An 18,486-nucleotide genomic window follows, 5' to 3' on the forward strand; every position below is an offset into this window, starting at 1 on the left:
GCGGATCCGCGCGACCCGTTCGCCGATTCAGGGCCGGGCGCGCGCGGCCGCGGCCAGCTGCTCGGCTCGGTCGGCGGGCGAACGTTTCGGGCAACTCGTGCACATCTCTCGGCCGGGCACCTCGTAGACCAGGCAGCACGACGCGCGCCGGACGAAGGTGCGTCCGCCTACGGTGACGAATCGCGGCGTCGGCAAGCGGGCGCCCACGTCGGCCGCGAGGCGGGTCGCGGCTTCCTTGGTGCCCGCGTCGAGCGCGCGGTTGCCGATGGCATCGGCCACGACCGCCCACAGCGACGGAACTCCGGCCCCGGAAACGGTCGCGACCTGGGAAATCACCGCGGTCAAGGTGTCGCGCAGTGCGGTCGCGACCTCCTCGGCAGCGGCGGCGCCGATCTCGCCACCCACATCCGAGCGCACGGAGCGACCGGCGGCGTCGACCGGTACCCGATGGAACCGCGCGCGTTCGACGCCGCCGTCGGGGCGGACCACGCAATCGAATTCGCCCAGTGCGGCGACCGGAGCCGGTGTGCCCGCCGCGTAGGCGACGGCGATCTGCTCGACCAGCGTCGAGGCGACCATGCACCACCACAGGGTGCCCGCGACCCGGGGAACATCGGTGCCCCAGGTATGGCTCATCGCGTCGATCTTGGCGGCGACCCAGACCGGATCGGTGAGCAGATGACCGGGAGCGGTGCTCACGACATCAGGGGACTGCGTAACCATGGCCAATCGACTCCGATCCACCCTGCGACCATCGAAAAGGTACCGAGCAGCCACAACGTCACCAGGACGAGGGCGAAGGTGGCCACCGCGCCGAGCACCTTGATGAACCAGCCGCGCGAGGTGTACCAGTCCATGACGATCCGGTACTTGCCGCGCACCCAGTTCAATGTGTGATGGGCCCAGACGAACTCGGTGGCAAGGATGCCGAATCCCGCGAACACCAGCGCCCAGCCGGGTCCGGGGTACGGGATCGTGATGATCCCGACGATCAGTACCAAACCACCGACCACGCCGACGACGATGCGGTAGCCGAGGTTGAGGGTAGGGCGCTGCGCCACGTGTTCCCGGAAGGCGCGCCCGCGCTCCTTGAACCCATCCCACCGCCCGGCGACGGACTCCTTGTCCGCGGAGTCGGTGCCGTCGGTGACGCGCGCGGCGGCGGTCGAATCGCTGGTCATGATTTCCAGCCTACGAGTCCGACCGCCGCCCGGTCGCGTCGTGCGCGTCCGGTCCCCACCCAGCTGGGCGCAGGATCACGTCACACGGTGACGGCGAGCGCGGCGTGATCGTCGATCGCACCGACCCCGTCGACGGTCACCTCGAGCACCCGCGCACCCGCGATGTCGAAGAACAGCCCCGACACCGTCAGGCCACGTTCGGCGACAGCGCGGCGCACCGCGGGATTGCGGCCCAGCGTCTCGAGCTGCACGGCGACATTGACCATGCTCAGCTGATCCACCTCGCTGTACCCGGCTGCCCTGGCGGCGACGGCTACCGGATGACCCGCGCGGAACCGCTGCAGCGCCGGCTCGGCGTGACGCAACCAGGAACCCAGCCCACCGCCGGTGTCGGCCGCGGAGTGGACGGCCTTCATCGCTCCGCAGGAGGAATGCCCACACACCACCACCGAACGGACCGCGAGCGAGTCCAAGGCGAAACTCAGTGCCGCTTCGACCGAATCGTCGCCACTGACCGGCACCAGATTGCCGACATTGCGAACGGTGAACAGGTCACCCGGGCCGCTGTTGGTGATCACATTGGGCACGATTCGCGAATCCGAACAGGTGAGGAAGAACGAATCCGGGTCCTGGTGCATGCCGTCCAGGTGCGGACGCACCACATGCGCGTGGCCGCGATGGAAGGCCGCGATACCCGCGGTCATGGCGTCGCCGCCGGATTTCTGGTGCCGCCACGGCCGGAGCATGTCGTCGATGGCGACCCGGCCCAGCGCGCGCGTCGGTGGCGCGGCCGGGGTATCGGCCATCTTAGCGTGCCCGATCTCGACGAAATCGACGCGGCCACCGGTGCTTTCGTGCTGGCGCTGCCAATCCTCGATCGCCTCGAACGCGGCATGGTCGAGGAAGTCGACGGTCATCTCCACCGTCACATCGACGCCTGCGGGCACCTTCGCCAGCTCGGCCGACAGCTTCGGCAACGCGAGGAAGGTGCACGAACCGTCGATGTGGACCTGCCAGTCCCCGCCGGCCAGCGGCTTCGCGTGGACGTGCACCCGCACGACTCGCCACAGCAGCAGGCCGAACGCCAGGCCCAAGCCGATAACAACGCCTTCCAGCAGGTTGGTGAACACCACGCCGAGCACAGTCACCACATAGACCAGCAGGTCACCGGTGCGCCGGGCCAACCGGATGTGCGCCAGTTTCAGCAGCTGCATGCCGATGACGATGAGCAGGCCCGCCAGCGCGGCCTTGGGGATCTGTTCCACCAGGCCGACCAGCGCCACCGAGAACAACAGAATCCAGAGACCGTGCAGAACGGTCGAAGCCCTCGTGCGCGCGCCCGCCTGCACATTGGTGGCGCTGCGCACGATCACACCGGTGATCGGCAAGCCACCGACCAGACCTGACACGACGTTCGCTGTGCCCTGACCGATGAGTTCCCGATCGAAGTTCGTGCGCGGACCGGTGTGCATCTTGTCGACGGCGACGGCCGAGAGCAGGCTCTCCACGCTGGCGATCAAGGCGATGGTCAGCACCATCATGGCGATGGCGGACCAGTTGCCCGAAGGCAGTTCCGGCAGGCCGAGCGCGTCGAAGATCGACCCGCTCAACGCGATGCGCTCGACGTCGGACAGGCCGAGCGAGAGCACGGTGCCGACGAGCACCGCGACCAGTGGGCCGGGCACCGCGCGCAGCTTCGGTGGTACGTACTTCCAGCCGAGCATCACCGCGATCACCACGGCGCCGACGAGCGCGTCGTCGCCGTGCAGCGACAGCAGCTGACCGGGGAGTTCGATCAGATTGCGCAGCGCGGTGCTGTGCGAGGAACCGCCGAGCAGCACGTGGATCTGCTGCAGGGCGATGGTGATGCCGATACCGGCCAGCATGGCGTGGACCACCACGGGCGCGACGGCGAGCGCGGCCCGCGCGATCCGGCTGAGCCCGAACAGGATCTGCAGCACGCCGGCGGCGACCACGATGAAACAGGTTATGCGCCAACCGAATTGGGCGATGGACTCGGCGACGACCACGGTCAGGCCCGCGGCGGGACCGCTGACCTGTGGGACCGAGCCGCCGAGCAAGCCCACGACCACACCACCGATCACGGCGGCGACGAGACCGGCGGCGATCGGTGCGCCGGAGGCGACCGCGATGCCGAGCGAAAGCGGCAGTGCCACCAGGAAAACCACGATGGAGGCGGGAAGATCGTGACGCAGCAGCGTCTGCTGCCATGCGGGGCGGGACGACTCGTTCAACGGGCCGTCCGCGCGGGGCGGAGCAAGATCGTTTTCGACAGACATGATTCTCCTTCGCCGGCTCCCGGCGCTGGGCCGAGGCCGATCATCGCAAGGCGGTGGTGACGCAAAGGGGACCCCGGTGCAACGTCGAACCGGGTCGAAGATGGATCCAACCTATTGGTAAAGAATTGGCAAAGCCAGTGTGCCGCAGAAACAGTGGGTCTCGCCATAACGGCAGGCAGTCTGTGGTGTGAGCCACAACTATCCCCCTTTACACCGGTTCGGCTGCCGCGCGACGAGCCTCGTCGAACTCGGCGATCCCGTCGGCGGTGATCTCGATGACCCGCGCGGTCGCCAGGTCGAAGAACAGACCCGACACCGCGACCCCGCGCTCCTGGATGCCGCTGCGCACCGCCGGATAGTCGATCAGGGTCTGCACCTGCCGTGCCACGTTCACCATGCCGAGTTGGTCGATCGGACCGAAGCCCGCCAGCCTGGCGGCCTCGGCGACGGGGTGACCGGCGTGGAACGCCGTCAGCGTGGGCTGGGCGTTGGCCAGCCAGTCGTCGAGTCCCGGCCCGGCCTGCACCTGCCGGTACAGCGCTTCCATCGCGCCACAGCCGCTGTGCCCGCACACCACCACCGAGCGCACGTCGAGCTTGTCTAGCGCGTAGATCAGCGCCGCTTCCACCGAAACGTCGGAGCCGCCGACCGGCACCAGGTTGCCGACATTGCGCACCGTGAACAGGTCGCCCGGGCCACTGTTGGTGATGACGTTGGGCACGATGCGGGCGTCGGCGCAGGCCAGGAAGAAGGTGTCGGCATCGGGCCGGTGCCGCAACCCGTCCAGGTGTGGACGCATCAGGTGCGCGTGCTGGCTGTGGTAGGCCGCGATGCCCGCGGCGATCGGGTCGACCCCGCCGCTGCGACGCCACGGCCGGATCGCCTCGTCGTTCGCTTTGCGCGCGTGACCGTGCGCGGGCGGTCCGTCGTTGGTGCGGGCCATCCGCGCGGCGCCGAGTTCGACGAAGTCGACTGTGCCGTCGCCGGATTCACGGGCATCGGCCCAGTCCGAGAGCAACTCGCACGCTGCGTGGTCGAGGAAGTCCACGCTCAGTTCGACGGTCACGTCCACCCCCGCCGGTACCTTCGCCAGTTCGGTCGTGAGCCGGGGCGCGGCCAGGAAGGTGCAGGTGCCCCCGATGCGTACCAGCCAGGTCCCGTCGGCGCGCGGTGCGGCGGTGATGGTGAACTTCACGACCCGCCACAGCAGCAGCGCGAACGAGGCGAGGAGTCCGATCACCATGCCCTGCAACAGGTTCAGCGCGACGACGGCGATCACGGTGACCAGGTACACATAGATGTCGCCGGTGCGGCGAGCACGTTTGATGTGCGCCAGCTTCACCAGCTGCACCCCGATCAGCACCAGCAGCGCGGCCAGCGCCGCTGTCGGAATCTGGCGGACCAGGCCGACCAGCGCGATCGCGAACACCAGGATCCAGCCACCGTGCAGCACAGTGGCCGCCCTGCTGCGCGCGCCCGCGTTGGCGTTGGTGATGCTGCGCACGATGACCGCCGCGATCGGCAGGCCGCCCAGCACGCCCGAGACCATGTTCGCCGCACCCTGACCGAGCAGTTCCCGGTCGAAGTCGGTGCGCTGGTCGGGGCGCAATTTGTCGACCGCCACAGCCGAGAGCAGCGTCTCCACGCTGGCGATGAGGGCGATGGTGAGCATGGTGAGCGCGAGCGGCAGCCACCCACCGTGCGGCAACGCGGGCAATCCGATGCCGTCGAGCAGCGAGCCGTCCAGGCGAACTCGTTCCACCGTCACCGGCAGCACCAGCGAGACCACCGTCGCCAGCGCCACCGCGACCAGCGGACCGGGCACCACCCGTACCCGGCGCGGCAGGTACTGCCAGCCGATCAGTACGGCGATCACGAGCAGCCCGACGAACAGATCACCCTTCTGCACCGACATCACCTGACGCGGCAGCGCGACGATGCTGGCCCACGACGAACTGACCGTCGTTCCGCCGAGGAGGACGTGCACCTGTTGCAGCGCGATCACCACCCCGATGCCGGCGAGCATCGCGTGCACCACGACCGGCGCGATGCCGAGCGCGGCGCGCGCGATGCGACTGAGCCCGAACAGGATCTGGATGACACCCGCGCCGACGGTGATGAAACACATAGCGGCCCAACCGAATTGCTGGACCGCCCCCGCCACGACGACTGCGAGACTCGCGGTCGGCCCACTGACCTGAACCTTCGAGCCGCCGAGTAACCCGGCGACCACCCCGCCCACGGCGGCGGCGATAAGCCCGGCGACGACCGGCGCGCCGGAGGCCAGGGCCACCCCGAGCGACAGCGGCAGGGCGACGAGGAAGACTACGAGTGATGCTGGAAGGTCTTGCTGGAGAACCGATTTCAGTGACACGCACGACAGCGTGCGTGTCGTGGAGGTAGTAGTGGTGCCCGGATCATTGTCGGTCATCATTCTCCTTCGCCGGGGCGGGTGAGCTCCCGGTTCATCGGTCGAACATGCACTGGCAATTGATGCTGAGCTGCGAGCGAACGGCGGATCTGCGGCACTGCTCGAAGAGCTCGGACCCCAGACACAGAGTCGCGTTAATAGTAAAGAACTTCCCAAGCATTAGAAAATGTTCCGGGAAGAATGGGACGGAATCGCCGTCGTTTTGTGACCTCAGTCACAGAGCAAGTTGTCGGCCAACCGCCGCTGCGTCGCCTGGTCGAGACCGGCACGGGTCGCCCACTCGGCAGGGCCGCCGTGCTCGGCATCCAGGTGCGCCAGGAACTGGCGCATGGTGGTCGCGTCGGCGGCGTAAACCCAGGCGGGGAGCCGATCGACCGCGCCATCCGCCTGTGCGCTCCGGGCCCGCAGCGCCGCGATGTTCGGGGTGGTCGCGGCGTAGTCGGCGATGATGTCATCGGCGCGCACCCCGGCGACGGCGAGCAGCAGGGCGATCACCACCCCCGTGCGATCCTTGCCCGCGGCGCAGTGGATCAGCGCGGGCAACTGGCCCGGGGTCGCGAGCAGGCTCAGCACCGCGGCGATGTTCTCGCTGCTGTGCTCGAGGTATTCGCAGTACCGGTCGAACATGCTTCCGTCGGGCGAGACCTCGGTGAGGTCGAGCCGCACCCGATCCGCGCCGTACACGTGCAGGTTCCGATAGGTCGCCACGGCATCGATCACCGAACCCGTTCCGTCCGTGCCGATCTCACCGGGCGCGCGCAGGTCGACGATGGTGCGCAGACCACATTCGCTCAGCAGGAACGACACATCCGCGGCGTCCAGCCCGGTGAGCAGGTCCGATCGCAACACCCGCAGGCGGCGCACCGACCGCCCGTCCGTCGTCTGCAACCCGCCCAGATCCCGCGCGTTCACCGCACCGCGCAGCGGCAATTCGCGGTCCATCGAAGACGTCGCACCGTTTGTCATCACAATCCCCGTTCTCATTTTCCCAGCACCTACTCGCACACGTTGATCAACGGTATTCGGTGCCGGACACCAGACATTCCGGAATGCGGCTCACACCGAATGCGATCGGGGGTAACTACCCAGGTCAGAGCGCTGATGCAGTCGATTCGATCAGCAAATGCGATGGACGGATCGGAATATTCGATGCGAGTCGGCCGGGCTCGTTCTCCTCGATACCGTCGGGCACGGAAACGTCCGTGTCGAAAGGTACGCCGAATGCACCTGACCATCGTCGGAAATCGAGCCGGTATGCCCGCCGACGGCGCCGCCAGTTCGGGCTATCTGGTCGAAACCGGCCAGTCGAAAGTCCTGCTCGACTGTGGCCCCGGGGTCGCGGTGATGCTCGGCAAGTACCTGCACGCGAGCTTGCTCGACGCGGTGGTCATCAGCCACCTGCACCTGGATCACTGCTACGACGTGTTGCCGATCGGCAAGCAGGCGATGCGCCGAGCGGCCGACGCGCCGGATCGCCGGATCAAGCTGTTCGTGCCGAAAGGTGCTCGTACGAAGCTGGACCAGCTCGCGGCGCTGTTCCCGGTGCGGACCTACCCCGATCTGAACCGGGCGTTCGACCTGGCCTACGAGGTCATCGAGTACGAGCGCGGCGCGGCCCACGCGCTCGCCGACTGCAGCATCGAACTGGTTCCCATGGTGCACAGCGAGCCCGACTGCGGCGTCCGTATCGAAAGCCCCACCGGCAGTGTCGCGTTCACCGGCGATACCGGCTGGAACGACAATCTGGTCGCCCTCGCCGCCGATGTCGACATCTTTCTCGCCGAGTCCACCCTCGTCGAGCCGGATCGCACACCACACGGCCATCTTTCGGCCACCGAAGTCGGGCGCGCCGCCGCGGCCGCGGGTGCGCGCTCGGTGGTCCTGACGCACTTCGGCTCAGCGCAGGACGCGTGGCAGCAGGCTCGCCGCGCTGATGTGTCCGCCGAGTTCGACGGGCCAGTGCACCTGAGCCGGCCCGGCATGCGGTTCTCGGTACCCGCCGAGCAGCCCCGCTGACCGCTACACCGCGATCGTCAGTGTCGCGAGGCCGCGCAGATTGATCCGGCCGTTCCAGGTCAGATCGACGACCGCGGCCTCGGGAAAGCGGGTGACGAAGCGCGGGAACACGATCCGGGCCTCCATCCGGACCAGGGCCGCACCGAGACAGTGGTGGATGCCTGCGCCGAGTGAGACGTTCTGGTGCGCGTTCGGCCGGTCCAGGCGCAGTTCGTCGGCGTCGGCGCCCCAGAATTCCGGGTCTCGGTTGGCCGCGGCGAGGGCGCCGATCACCCAGCTACCCGCCGGGATCTCGTGCTCGCCGATGTGCAAGGGCGCGAGGGTGATTCGCCGCATCAGGTGCACCGGGGTGTCGAAGCGCATCAGCTCGTCGACGGCACCGGCCGCCAGATCGGGCTCGGTCCGCAGCCTGCGTGCCTGGTCCGGATGCCGCAGCAGCGACAGTATTCCGCTGCCGAGATGGGTCACGGTGGTCTCGTGGCCTGCGATGTAGAGGAACATCACCTGCGAGATCAGTTCGTCCTCGCTGAGCATGTCGCCGTTGTCCTCGGCGCTGATCAGCGCGGTGAGCAGATCGTCGCCGGGGGTGGCGCGTTTCCAGCGGATCAGTTCGCGGACCATCCCGAACAGTTCCTGGTTGGCGGCTCTGATCCCGGCCTGGGTCTGCGGGCTCGCGAAGGGCTCGAACACCAGCACGACGATCTCGGTGAGCTCGCGCAGCCGGGTGTGCTCGCCGACCGGGATGCCGAGCATTTCCGAGATGATGGTGAAGGGCAGCGGAAAGGCGAGTTCGGCGATGACATCCGCGGTGCCTGCCGCGGCGATGCGGATCAGTGCTTCCTCGACCAGTTCCTCGACCCGCGGCTGCAGCGATTCGATGGAGCGGGGTGTGAAGGCCTTCGAGACAAGCCTGCGCAGCCGGGTGTGGTCGGGCGGGTCCTGATCCAGCATCGACAGCCCGCCCATGACGCGGCTCTCCTTGCGGACCTCGGTGCTGCCGCTCTTCCAGGCCGGCAGATGCCGCAGGTGCTGCTCGTCGACCGAGTGCGGTGAGCGCTGCAGGGCGGCCACGTCGGCGTGGCGGGAGATGATCCAGAATCCGAGCGGATGTCGCTGCGCGGGTCCCGCGGCGCGGAGCTGGGCGTAGTGCGGATAGGGGTCGTCGGCGAAACCCGGTGTGGTGGGGTCGAAGACGAAGGTCTCGGTGCTCATTCCAGGTATCGCTTTCTTGCCGCTGCTCGCATGATCTTTCCGCTGCTCGTCTTGCGCACCGTGTCCGGCGCGGCCAGCACCACGTCCGCGACGGCGAGTTCGTGCTCCCCCAGCACCGCCGCGCGGATGGCGCCGGTGATGTCGTCGGCGTCGGCGTCGGCGTCGCGCTTGATCTCCTGGACGACGACGAGCTTCTCGCCGTCGCGACCCGGCACCGCGAACGCCGCGCCACTGCCGGGCCGCAGCGCCGGGTGCGCCTGCTGCACGGTGTGCTCGATGTCGTGGGGGTAATAGTTGCGGCCCCGGATGATGATCATGTCTTTGAGCCGGCCCACCACGTACAGCTCACCGTCGACGACCACGCCGAGGTCGCCCGTGCGCAGGTAGGTGCGCGCGGGGTCGGCGGCGTGGAAGGTCTCGGCGGTCGCCGCGGGCAGGCCCCAATAGCCCTGGGCGACATGGTCACCCGCTACCCAGATCTCGCCGGCCCGATCCGGCGGGCAGAGGTTCCCGGTGTCCGGGTCGACGATGCGCAGGTCCTCGCCCGGCAGCACTGAACCCGAGCCGACGAGCGTGCGGCCCCGATCCACCGCGGCCGCGACGTAGCGTCGATCGGCGAGCGCATCGATGTCGGCGTCCAGCAACCGCGGACCACGTCCCTTCCCGCTCGCCGACACCAGCAGCGTGGCCTCCGCGAGCCCATAGCACGGGAACACCGATCGGTCGCTGAAGCCCAGTGGTGCGAAGGTTTTCGCGAACCTGTCCAGGGTCTCGGCCCGGATCGGCTCGGCGCCGTTGAAGGCGACCTTCCACGAACTCAGGTCGAGATCGGGCAGTTCGCCCGCCGCGGCGGCGCGCGCGACACAGGCGTCGAAGGCGAAGTTCGGGCCGCCGCTGGTGTGCGCGCGATAGCGCGAGATGGCCTCGAGCCAGCGCAGTGGCCGCCGGATGAAGGTGCTCGGCGACATCTGGATACAGGTCGCGCCGACGTACACCGGTTGCAGCACATTGCCGATCAGGCCCTGATCGTGGAAGAAGGGCGCCCAGCCGACGACGGTGGACTCCCGGTCGTGCCCGAAGCTGTGCCGGATCATCTCCTCGTTGGCTACGAGGTTTCGATGCGTCACCATGACACCCTTGGGCGCGGCGGTCGACCCGGAGGTGTACTGCAGGAATGCCACGGAATCCGGATCGGCGACCGACGGGGTGAACGAGGCGTCCGCCGTGGCCAACTCGTCGACAGCCAGCCACTGCCGCGCGGTACAGAGCGGCTCGAGCACCGATCGCAGCGGCTCGAGCAGCCCGCCGATCGTCAGCACGGCAGTAGGCGCGCAGTCGGCGACGATCGCGCGGGTCGCGTCCTGGACTTTGCCACGGCGGGGCGGATTCACCGGCACGGCGATGATATTCGCGTAGAGGCAGCCGAAGTAGGCGGTGATGAATTCGACGCACTGCGGGAAGACCAGCAGGGCACGCTCGCCCGGCTCGCACCGTGCGCGCAGCAGTCCCGCCACCGCCGTCGCCTGTTCGTGGAGTTCACGATAGGTCGTGGTGGTGTGCTCGGCGCCGTTGTCGTCGAGGAAGATGTAGGCGATGCGATCCGGGTCGTCGGCCGCGCGACGCGCGAGGATGTCGGGGAATAGCTGCACGTCGGTCCTCAGGTCAGGGCGGCGGTCATGATCGCCGCGACGGCCGCACGATGTCGATGGTGGAACAGGTGATCGCCGGCGAACTCGTGCGTGGCGAACAAGCCGTCGGTCAGTGCGCCCCATGCCCACACCTCGTCCGGATCGGCGATCGGGTCCTCGGCGCCGTAGAACGTCGTGATCGGGCAGGTGAGCCGGGGCCGCGGCCGATGGGTGTACTCCTCCGACAGCTCCAGGTCCGCCCGGGTCAGCGGCAGCGCGTACCGCAGGAAACTCGCGCTTCGGCCCGCCGCGCCCCAGGCCCCCATCGCGGCCATCGCGGCGGCGAAGTCGTTGTCGGGCAAGCGATGCAGGACCGCGCGACTCGCCGCCAGGTGTGGTGCCCGGCGACCGGATACGAACAGGTGAACCGGTGGCCGGCCGGCGACTGTCAGCGCGCGAGCGAGTTCATAGGCGATCAGCGCGCCCATACTGTGGCCGTAGAGTGCGACCGGCGAAGCTCCCGATCGGGTGATCTGACAAGCCAATTCGTCGACTGCCTCGCCGACCCGGTGCAGCGGCGGATGCTGTGCGACGTCCTCACGGCCGGGGAGCTGGACCCGGACGACGCCGATCTCAGGTCCGAACAGGTCCGGCCAGCGGTTGAACGACGAGGCCCCGGCGCCAGCGTGCGGGATACACACCAGCCGCACCGCCGCGGAGCCGGCGGCGCCGCGCAACCACGATTTGGCCAGTCCGGTGCCCGTCATCGGGCCCGCCGCACATCGGCGGGAAGGCCTTTCAGGCCGCGCACGATGAAACTGTGGTCCTGCCACTGGAATTCGTCCGATCGCGCTGCCAGCGCTTCCGAACGGACGAACAGGTACTCGAAGGCGACCTGCGCCTGCAGTTCGGCGAGCAGTCCGCCGAGACACCCGTGCATACCGTGGCCGAAGCCGAGATGTCCGCCACCGGTGCGGGTGAGGTCGAACTCGTCGGGCCTGGCGAAGACGGCGGGGTCGCGGTTGGCCGCGCCCAGGCACACCAGGATCTGCTCGCCCGCCGAGATCCTGGCACCGCCGAGCTCGACATCGCGGGTGGCCAGACGCTTGGTCAGCTGCAGCGGCGGATCGTAGCGCAGGGCCTCGGTGACCGCCGCCTCGACCGATTCCGGTCCGCGCCGGAGCAGGGCGGCCTGCTCGGGGTGCCGCAGCAGCGCGAGAGTGCCGTTGCCGATCAGCGATGTGGTGGTCTCGTTGCCCGCGACGAAACACATGATGCAGACGAAGACCACTTCCTCGTCGGTCAGCACATCGCCGCCCCCGGTTCGGGCGGCCAGCAACTGGCTGATCAGATCGGTGCCGGGCCGAGCTCGACGCTCGGGCAATACGGCGTCGACGGCGGCGGCGAACTCCTCGACCACAGCGCAGACCTGTTCGAAGTCCCCGGCTTTCATCATCCCGGGTTCGAGCAGGAATCGGATGTCGTGGGTCCACGGCCCGACCCGCGCGTGCAACTCCGCGGGTAGATCCATCCACTCGCACAGCACGGCCACCGGCAGCGGCCCGGCCAGGTCGGCGATGACATCCAGGCCACCGTCGCGCCAGGCCCGCTCCATCAGGTCGCCGGCGATCCTGGCCACCAGCGGGCGCAGCGACTCCACGGACCTGGCGGTGAACACCCGGTTCACCAATCCGCGCAGCCGCGCGTGATCGGGGTTGTCGGTGAACACCAATGACTTTCGCCCGAGCCGCTCGATCTGCGCGACGCTGCAGTGCCCGAGCCGCTCGGCCTGCCTGCTCACCAGAGTGGGGATCAGACCGGCGCTGAACGAGCGATCGTGCAGTACCCCGCGGACCTCGGCATGCCGGGTGAGCACCCACATGCCGAGCGTCCGGTGCACCGGTTCGGCCTCGCGCAACTGCTGGTACAGCGGATACGGGTCGTGCCGGAATTCGGCACCGAACGGGTTGAACCGGACCCGCGCCCTGGTCGGCGCGGCGGATTCGGGCGCGCTCATGCCGACCGCCCACCATGGCCGGCGAAGAATCCGGTGCGATACGGCACCAGCACGAGTCGCAGCAGGCCGATCTTGCCCATCCGGAAACCGAGCGCCGACAGTTTCAGGTAGCGCTCGTAGCGGGCCACCACATCATCGCCGACGATCGCGGTGGCTTCGGCGCGGTGCGCCCGCAGCCTGCGTGCCCACTGTTCGCACGTCCAGGCGTAATCGAGGCGCCCGTTGCTGATCGAGCGCACCTCGAACAGTCCTTCGGCCGCGGCGGTGATCTCGGCCAGGGTCGGCAGGTCGGCGTCGGGGAAGATCTCCTGTTGCATGAAGGCGCTGGCTCGGTCGCGGGACATGTTCGCGTAGGCGATGGTCTGCAGCGACAGTGTGCCCTCGGGCGTCAGCCAGTCGCGGCACCGCGTGAAGAACTCCCGGTACACCCGGATCTTCTCGTCCGGTGAATCGTCCGGGGTCGCGAAGTGCTCGAAGGCACCGATCGAGATGATGCCGTCGAATCGGGTGTCCGGCTCGTAGTGCAGCCAGTTCTCGGTTCGCACTTCGACGCCGGGATGCGCGCGCGACCGGACGAACTCGGCCTGCTCGGGGCTGAGCGTCAGCCCCACGGACCTGGCCACGCCGGCTCCGGCCAACCGCGCGAGGATCGCGCCCCATCCGCAGCCGATGTCGAGGACGGCGGTGGCGTGCTCGGCGTCGATCGCGTCCAGATGGCAGCGCAGTTTGCGGTCCTGCGCGAGTTCCAGTGTGTCGTCCGGATTTTCGCGCAGTGCGCAGGAGTAGGTCAACGACTCGTCGAGCCAGAGGCGATAGAAGTCGTTGCCCGCGTCGTAGTGGTGACGGATCGCTGCGGCGGCCGCGGTGGACCGCTCGGTATGCACCGGCATCGCTACCCCACACTCCGCCGGCTCTGCTCGTGCAGGTAGGCGGCGACAGCGTCGAGGTTCGGGTTGTCGAACAGGTCCTCGGGTGCCAGATCGACTCCGTAGCGGTCCTCGACCTCGATCAGCAGCGCGACGGCAAGGGCCGAGTCGATGCCGAGGCGGTCGAAATCGGTGGCCGGGTCGATGGTGGCGGCCGGTACCTCGAGCAGACCCGCGAGGTATTCCTGACACCAGGTGACAATGGCTTCTTTACTCGTATCCACGGTGAGAATTCCTTAGATTCGCTTGGCTGCCATGCGTTCGGCTGACGGCATTTTCAGGTCCCAGGCGAGACCGCAGAATGCCAGTGTTCGGATGAGCCAGAAACCGGGGTCGAGTCGATACCAGTCCAATCCGAAAGAGGGCGATTCGGGAAAGGCGTGGTGATTGTTGTGCCACGACTCCCCCAGCGTCGCCAGGGCGAATACCCCACCGTTGTGACTGTTCTCGCGGGATTCGTAGTTGCGGGTACCGAACATGTGCAGGAAGGAATTGATCGCCCAGACAATGTGTTCGAGGACGAAGATGCGCACCAGCCCGCCCCACAGCAGGCCGGCGACCGCGCCGGTCCAGCTCATCGAGACCAGGCCCCCGACAACGGTCGGGAGCAACAGCCCGAGGGCAACCCAGTAGTAGTAGAGGCGGGCGATACGGACCAGACCGCGGTCTTTGATCAGGTCGGGCGCGTAGTGCACCACGTTCGGGTATTCATGGCGGCGCATCCACAGGAAGTGCGAGTGGGCCAGGCCGATCAGGGCACCACGCAGACCGCCACCGGCGAGGTTGGGTGAGTGCGGGTCACCTTCGCGATCACTGTATTCGTGGTGGCGCCGGTGCAGGGCGACCCAGGAGATGACCGGCCCCTGGCCCGCCATCGAACCGAGGATCGCGAGTACCCACGCCACCCACGGCGCCGCTTTGAACGTGCGGTGGGTGAACAACCGGTGATAGCCGACCGTGACGCCGAGTCCGGTGAGCAGCCACATCGTGAACAGCAGGGCGAATTCCAGCCAACCGAAAGGCCGGACCGCCAGGAAGGCGAAGGCGACGACCGTGCCGATGATCGGGAGAATATCGAACAGCAGGAAATGGCGTCGTTGCAGTCGGTGAATGTACGGACTGCTGATCGTTTTCCTGCGCGGATCGGGGTTCATTGTTCAATTCACCTCAGCGGTATAGAAACCGGGCTGAACATTATTTACCGTAACCGTGTGTTCAGCGGTCGGCGACGGCGTGTGACAATTGCCGATCGACGGATCGGAATTGTTTATGACGGACCAGCGACAGCGCCACACTGATCGCGCCGAAGCCGGTGGCGAACAGCCAGATCCGATCGGCACCGAAGACCGCGATGACGGCTCCGCCGATCGCCGAGCCGAACGCCGCCCCGAGGTACATCGCGGAACCGTTGAGCGACAGCAGCATCGGTGCCTGCTCCGGAATCGCGTCGGCGATCATGCTGTGCTGCTGGGCAGGCAGGAAGGCCCAGCCCACCACGCCCCACACCGTGACGAAAAGGACAGTGGTTGCCAGGGTGTGCGCGGCGATCGGCTGCCAGGCCAGGTTCGCGGTGAAGATCGTCAACGCGCCGAGCAGGACCGGCCGCGCGCCGAATCGGTCGACCAGCACGCTGCCACCCCACAACCCGAAGATCGCGCCGACGCCGTGCGCCATGATCAGCGCGCCGACATAGGCCGAGCCGACCGCGGGGACCTCGGCGTAGATTGGACCGACATAGGTGAAGACCATCAATCCGGCGGTCATACCCGAGATCGTCACCGCGAGCCCCAGCCACACCGGTGGGTGACGCAGGGGTGCGAGTCGCTGCCGCAGCGACACCACGGGCGTGCTGTCGCCGGCCGGAACAGTCAGTGCGACGCCAACAGTCGTGATCAGCGCCACCGCGGCGACGACGACGAACGCCATCCGCCACGACGACAACCCGGCGACCCACACCCCGAGCGGTACCCCCGCCACGGTGGCGATCGAGATACCGCCCAGAATGACCGCCAGCGCTCGTCCGCGCCGGTCCGCCGAGGCCATTCCGGCCGCCGCCGCACCCGCCAGGGGGACATAGATCCCCGCGACGCACCCGGCCGCGACGCGAGCCACGGCCATCACCCACGGCGACCAGGCCACCGCGGCAAGCAGATTGACGGCGACGAACAGCGCGATCGCGGCCAGCAGCAGTTGCCGCGGCGAGCGCACCCGCAGCACCGTGACCACGACGGGCGCGGCGAGGGCGTAGGCCAGCGAGTAGCCGGTGACGAACAACCCGGCAGCGGCGACCGAGACCCGCAGGTCGGCGGCCATCGGTGCCAGTACCCCGGCGACGAGGTAGTTGTCGGTCCCCGCGCAGAACGCGCCGAGTGCCAGCACCAGGACCGGCAGCCACCTGATCGACGACGGTGGCGCATCGGTGGCCGGATGCCCTTGGTTCTCACCAGGGCTGGGCGTCGGCATCGCGCAGCTCCACAGCGACATCGGTGAGTTCGTAGATCCGCATGCGCGGTTTCCAGACGCTCGCGTCGGCGATCACCCGAATCCGGCCCGGGCGGCGTTCGACGCTCTTGATGTGCACCTCGAGGGTCATCAGTTCGTCGCTCGCGAGGATCTGCCCGCGATACCGCCACGACAGCGCGACCCCGACCGGAAGCACGAATTCCGGCGCTGCCAGTTCGGCCGCGAGGCCGGTGTCGATCGCCCACTCCTGCATCGCCTGGATCACCGCTTCGACACCGAGCGATCCTGGCATCACGGGGTCGAGGTAGAAGTGATAGTCGAAGAACCAGTCACCGGCGGTGACGGGCCGGGTGGCACGCAGGTAGCCGAGCCCGAATGTGCCTGCGTTGTCGACGGTTTCGATGCTTTCGAGCATTGCCAGATGTCCGGACGCCGACCCGACGGCGCCGCGATCCCGTCCGGCGGCCACATCGATCACCCGGACAGCGGGCCGTCGCTCCTGACTGTCGAGCCACGTGGGCACGAATTCGCCGTTGTCGAGGCCGTTCTGGTTGGCCAGGGCCGGGGCGTTGAAGAACCCGAACAGCGACTCCCCCGCGTAGAACGGTTCGCCGTCCACCGAGAGTTCGTAGGAGAAGGTCTGCAGCACCACACCGACCAGCACGGTGGTGTCGATCAGGGTGCTCGTCTGCTGAATTGTCTTGTCCCGCAGGTCGACTTCGCGCAGCACGGTCGCGGAGCCGTCCAGATTGCGGAGGCTGAAGTCCTCCTGCGGGGAGGTGAGGGTGGCGCCGAGGAAGTAGCCGAGCAGCAGCGCGGACTGCAGGGAGGTCTCCATGTACACGACATTGGGCATGGAGGCGTTGGCCGACTCGGCGTAGTACCAGGAGTCGGCGGGTGAGTCGTATTCGGTGTGCGAGCGGGCCGAGTCGAGCTGGCCGCGTCGCCCGTCGACGTCCATGACCCGGTCACAGAGCTGGAGTCCGTGGTTGGGCATGCGCGTGGCCCGGCGGCCCGCGTAGGCCGAGAACTCGGGGCCGAGCGCGATGCCGAGATCGCCGCGGGCGCTGTGGGTCATGTGGAACTCGCCGAGCAGGGCTCGTTGCCCGAAGACGTTGCGGCGGCCGAAGAATCGGGGTATCGCACCGCCCTGCTCCGGGCCGATCGGCAGGCCTGGTTCCTCTCTGATCTCCACGGCGAGACCGTGGACGCGTGCCACGACTGTTCCCGAACACCGGATCTCGGCGTTGACGCGAAGCCAGGGGCGTGGGAGCAGGTCCATCTGGACCACGTCGGCGATCAGCTCGGCGGGACCTGTCAGCGGTGCGAGCACGGTCACCTCCAGGGGCTCGCCTGCCTGGAATCGGGCACCTGCCAGGCACAGGTGCATGCCCGCGCGCAGCGCGAGGATCTGCGCTGCCTGCCAGGCGACCTCGGTCGCCGCGGTGAGAAGATCGCCGCCGTCGAGTCGGCAGGTCGCCCGGAGTTGCCCTCTGGCCCAAGGGCCCTCGCGGCCGGCGATATCGAGAACCTCGGTGAGGTTTCCGTGGGTGCCTTCGGTGAGCCGGATGTCGGGGTTGACGCCTTCCTGGTCGTAGGCCGGGCCGAAGACCGCCGCCACGTCGCCGCAGGCCAGTGCCGTGAGGGCTCGGCCGTCCACTGCGGTGATCGGGGTGCGGGCGAGGAACTTGAAGGCGTTCATGGTGGTTGCGGGTGGTGGGAGTTCCGATACCACCGGGTGGCCGGGGGCAGCGGAGACGGTGAGCCCGGTCGTGGGTGCGTAATCCACCATGACCGCGAACGACTGCTCCGCCCATGCTGTCGGCTCGGGTTCGGGCGCCGGGATGGGCAGGGGGCCCTGCTCGCGGCGGCCGAGGGTGTCGAGCGCCTGTCGCTGTAATGCGGTCTGAACGTCCATCGCCGAGAGGTGAGCGGCGACCAGCTCGGACCGAACCTCGTGCAGGAGAGCGGAAATGGGGTCGACAGGAGACACCGCCGCCGTGACGTGGTGCGCCGCGCCTGCGGTCGGCCCCTGTACATCGGGCCGCAGCACCGGCTGAGCCGCGGCAGTGGCTGACGGTGCCGCCGCGGCGGCCGGTGGGCCCTGTGCAGCGGGCTGTTGGAGCACCGCCCGCTGCGAGGTGGGTGGATAGACCGCCGACAGCGACGGGGCGGCCGGGTGCACTACGGATCCCGGCGCTGCGTGCGGGGTGGTGGCCGGTTCCAGTGCCAGGGACCAGGCGAGGACGTCGAAGGGTTCACCGTCGAAGTCGAGGGTGTCCAGTGGTGTGATGGTCATCGGATCTCCGTTC

At 68.2% G+C, this 18,486-nt stretch carries 15 protein-coding genes; 1 reads left to right on the forward strand and 14 read right to left on the reverse strand.

Annotated elements, in window-relative coordinates; translation table 11 throughout:
• Positions 1 to 27 precede the first annotated feature (27 nt).
• The 5 genes from ACQHI0_RS17115 to ACQHI0_RS17135 form a co-directional block, all read right to left on the reverse strand.
• A complete protein-coding gene (locus tag ACQHI0_RS17115) occupies positions 28 to 699 on the reverse strand; it encodes a (2Fe-2S)-binding protein (RefSeq protein WP_427908917.1) in 672 nt (223 codons plus the stop codon).
• Entirely contained in the window at positions 696 to 1,181 is a 486-nt protein-coding gene (locus ACQHI0_RS17120) for a TIGR02611 family protein (protein ID WP_427908918.1), read from the reverse strand. The genes ACQHI0_RS17115 and ACQHI0_RS17120 overlap by 4 nt, the downstream gene beginning before the upstream one ends.
• Before the next feature lie 80 nt (positions 1,182 to 1,261).
• Positions 1,262 to 3,481, reverse strand: coding sequence for a SulP family inorganic anion transporter (locus ACQHI0_RS17125; RefSeq protein ID WP_427908919.1), 2,220 nt, complete (start codon positions 3,479 to 3,481; stop codon positions 1,262 to 1,264).
• Positions 3,482 to 3,689: 208 nt separating this feature from the next.
• Positions 3,690 to 5,915 carry a SulP family inorganic anion transporter gene (locus ACQHI0_RS17130; RefSeq protein WP_427908920.1) on the reverse strand — a complete coding sequence of 742 codons (2,226 nt, stop codon included), beginning with the start codon at positions 5,913 to 5,915 and terminating at the stop codon, positions 3,690 to 3,692.
• 207 nt (positions 5,916 to 6,122) lie between these two features.
• Positions 6,123 to 6,878 (reverse strand): tyrosine-protein phosphatase, encoded by a 756-nt coding sequence (locus tag ACQHI0_RS17135; RefSeq protein ID WP_427908921.1) that lies wholly within the window; start codon positions 6,876 to 6,878, stop codon positions 6,123 to 6,125.
• Between the two features lie 255 nt (positions 6,879 to 7,133).
• Between ACQHI0_RS17135 and ACQHI0_RS17140 the strand changes: the two genes are divergently transcribed.
• Positions 7,134 to 7,928, forward strand: a complete 795-nt coding sequence (locus ACQHI0_RS17140; RefSeq protein ID WP_427908922.1) for an MBL fold metallo-hydrolase — start codon at positions 7,134 to 7,136, stop codon at positions 7,926 to 7,928.
• 3 nt (positions 7,929 to 7,931) lie between these two features.
• On the opposite strand, the gene ACQHI0_RS17145 is transcribed toward ACQHI0_RS17140, so the two are convergent.
• The 9 genes from ACQHI0_RS17145 to ACQHI0_RS17185 all read right to left on the reverse strand — a co-directional run bounded on the left by ACQHI0_RS17145 (position 7,932) and on the right by ACQHI0_RS17185 (position 18,473).
• Positions 7,932 to 9,140 (reverse strand): cytochrome P450, encoded by a 1,209-nt coding sequence (locus ACQHI0_RS17145; RefSeq protein WP_427908923.1) that lies wholly within the window; start codon positions 9,138 to 9,140, stop codon positions 7,932 to 7,934.
• Positions 9,137 to 10,789 (reverse strand): fatty acyl-AMP ligase, encoded by a 1,653-nt coding sequence (locus ACQHI0_RS17150; RefSeq protein ID WP_427908924.1) that lies wholly within the window; start codon positions 10,787 to 10,789, stop codon positions 9,137 to 9,139. Before ACQHI0_RS17150 ends, ACQHI0_RS17145 begins: the two co-directional genes overlap by 4 nt.
• 8 nt (positions 10,790 to 10,797) lie before the next feature.
• Positions 10,798 to 11,535 carry a thioesterase II family protein gene (locus ACQHI0_RS17155; protein ID WP_427908925.1) on the reverse strand — a complete coding sequence of 246 codons (738 nt, stop codon included), beginning with the start codon at positions 11,533 to 11,535 and terminating at the stop codon, positions 10,798 to 10,800.
• Complete coding sequence (locus ACQHI0_RS17160; RefSeq protein WP_427908926.1) at positions 11,532 to 12,785, reverse strand: cytochrome P450; 1,254 nt, start codon at positions 12,783 to 12,785, stop codon at positions 11,532 to 11,534. Before ACQHI0_RS17160 ends, ACQHI0_RS17155 begins: the two co-directional genes overlap by 4 nt.
• On the reverse strand, positions 12,782 to 13,675 hold the full coding sequence (locus ACQHI0_RS17165; protein WP_427908927.1) for a class I SAM-dependent methyltransferase: 894 nt from the start codon (positions 13,673 to 13,675) through the stop codon (positions 12,782 to 12,784). Before ACQHI0_RS17165 ends, ACQHI0_RS17160 begins: the two co-directional genes overlap by 4 nt.
• A gap of 2 nt (positions 13,676 to 13,677) precedes the next feature.
• Positions 13,678 to 13,935: an acyl carrier protein gene (locus ACQHI0_RS17170; protein WP_358063050.1), complete on the reverse strand. Its 258-nt coding sequence runs from the start codon at positions 13,933 to 13,935 to the stop codon at positions 13,678 to 13,680.
• A gap of 12 nt (positions 13,936 to 13,947) precedes the next feature.
• Positions 13,948 to 14,865 (reverse strand): acyl-CoA desaturase, encoded by a 918-nt coding sequence (locus tag ACQHI0_RS17175; RefSeq protein ID WP_427908928.1) that lies wholly within the window; start codon positions 14,863 to 14,865, stop codon positions 13,948 to 13,950.
• 61 nt (positions 14,866 to 14,926) lie between these two features.
• Complete coding sequence (locus ACQHI0_RS17180) at positions 14,927 to 16,174, reverse strand: MFS transporter (RefSeq protein ID WP_427908929.1); 1,248 nt, start codon at positions 16,172 to 16,174, stop codon at positions 14,927 to 14,929.
• A complete protein-coding gene (locus ACQHI0_RS17185; protein ID WP_427908930.1) occupies positions 16,152 to 18,473 on the reverse strand; it encodes a beta-ketoacyl synthase in 2,322 nt (773 codons plus the stop codon). Before ACQHI0_RS17185 ends, ACQHI0_RS17180 begins: the two co-directional genes overlap by 23 nt.
• Positions 18,474 to 18,486: the final 13 nt, after the last annotated feature.

Source organism: Nocardia sp. FBN12, from assembly GCF_050320175.1.
Lineage (GTDB): Bacteria > Actinomycetota > Actinomycetes > Mycobacteriales > Mycobacteriaceae > Nocardia.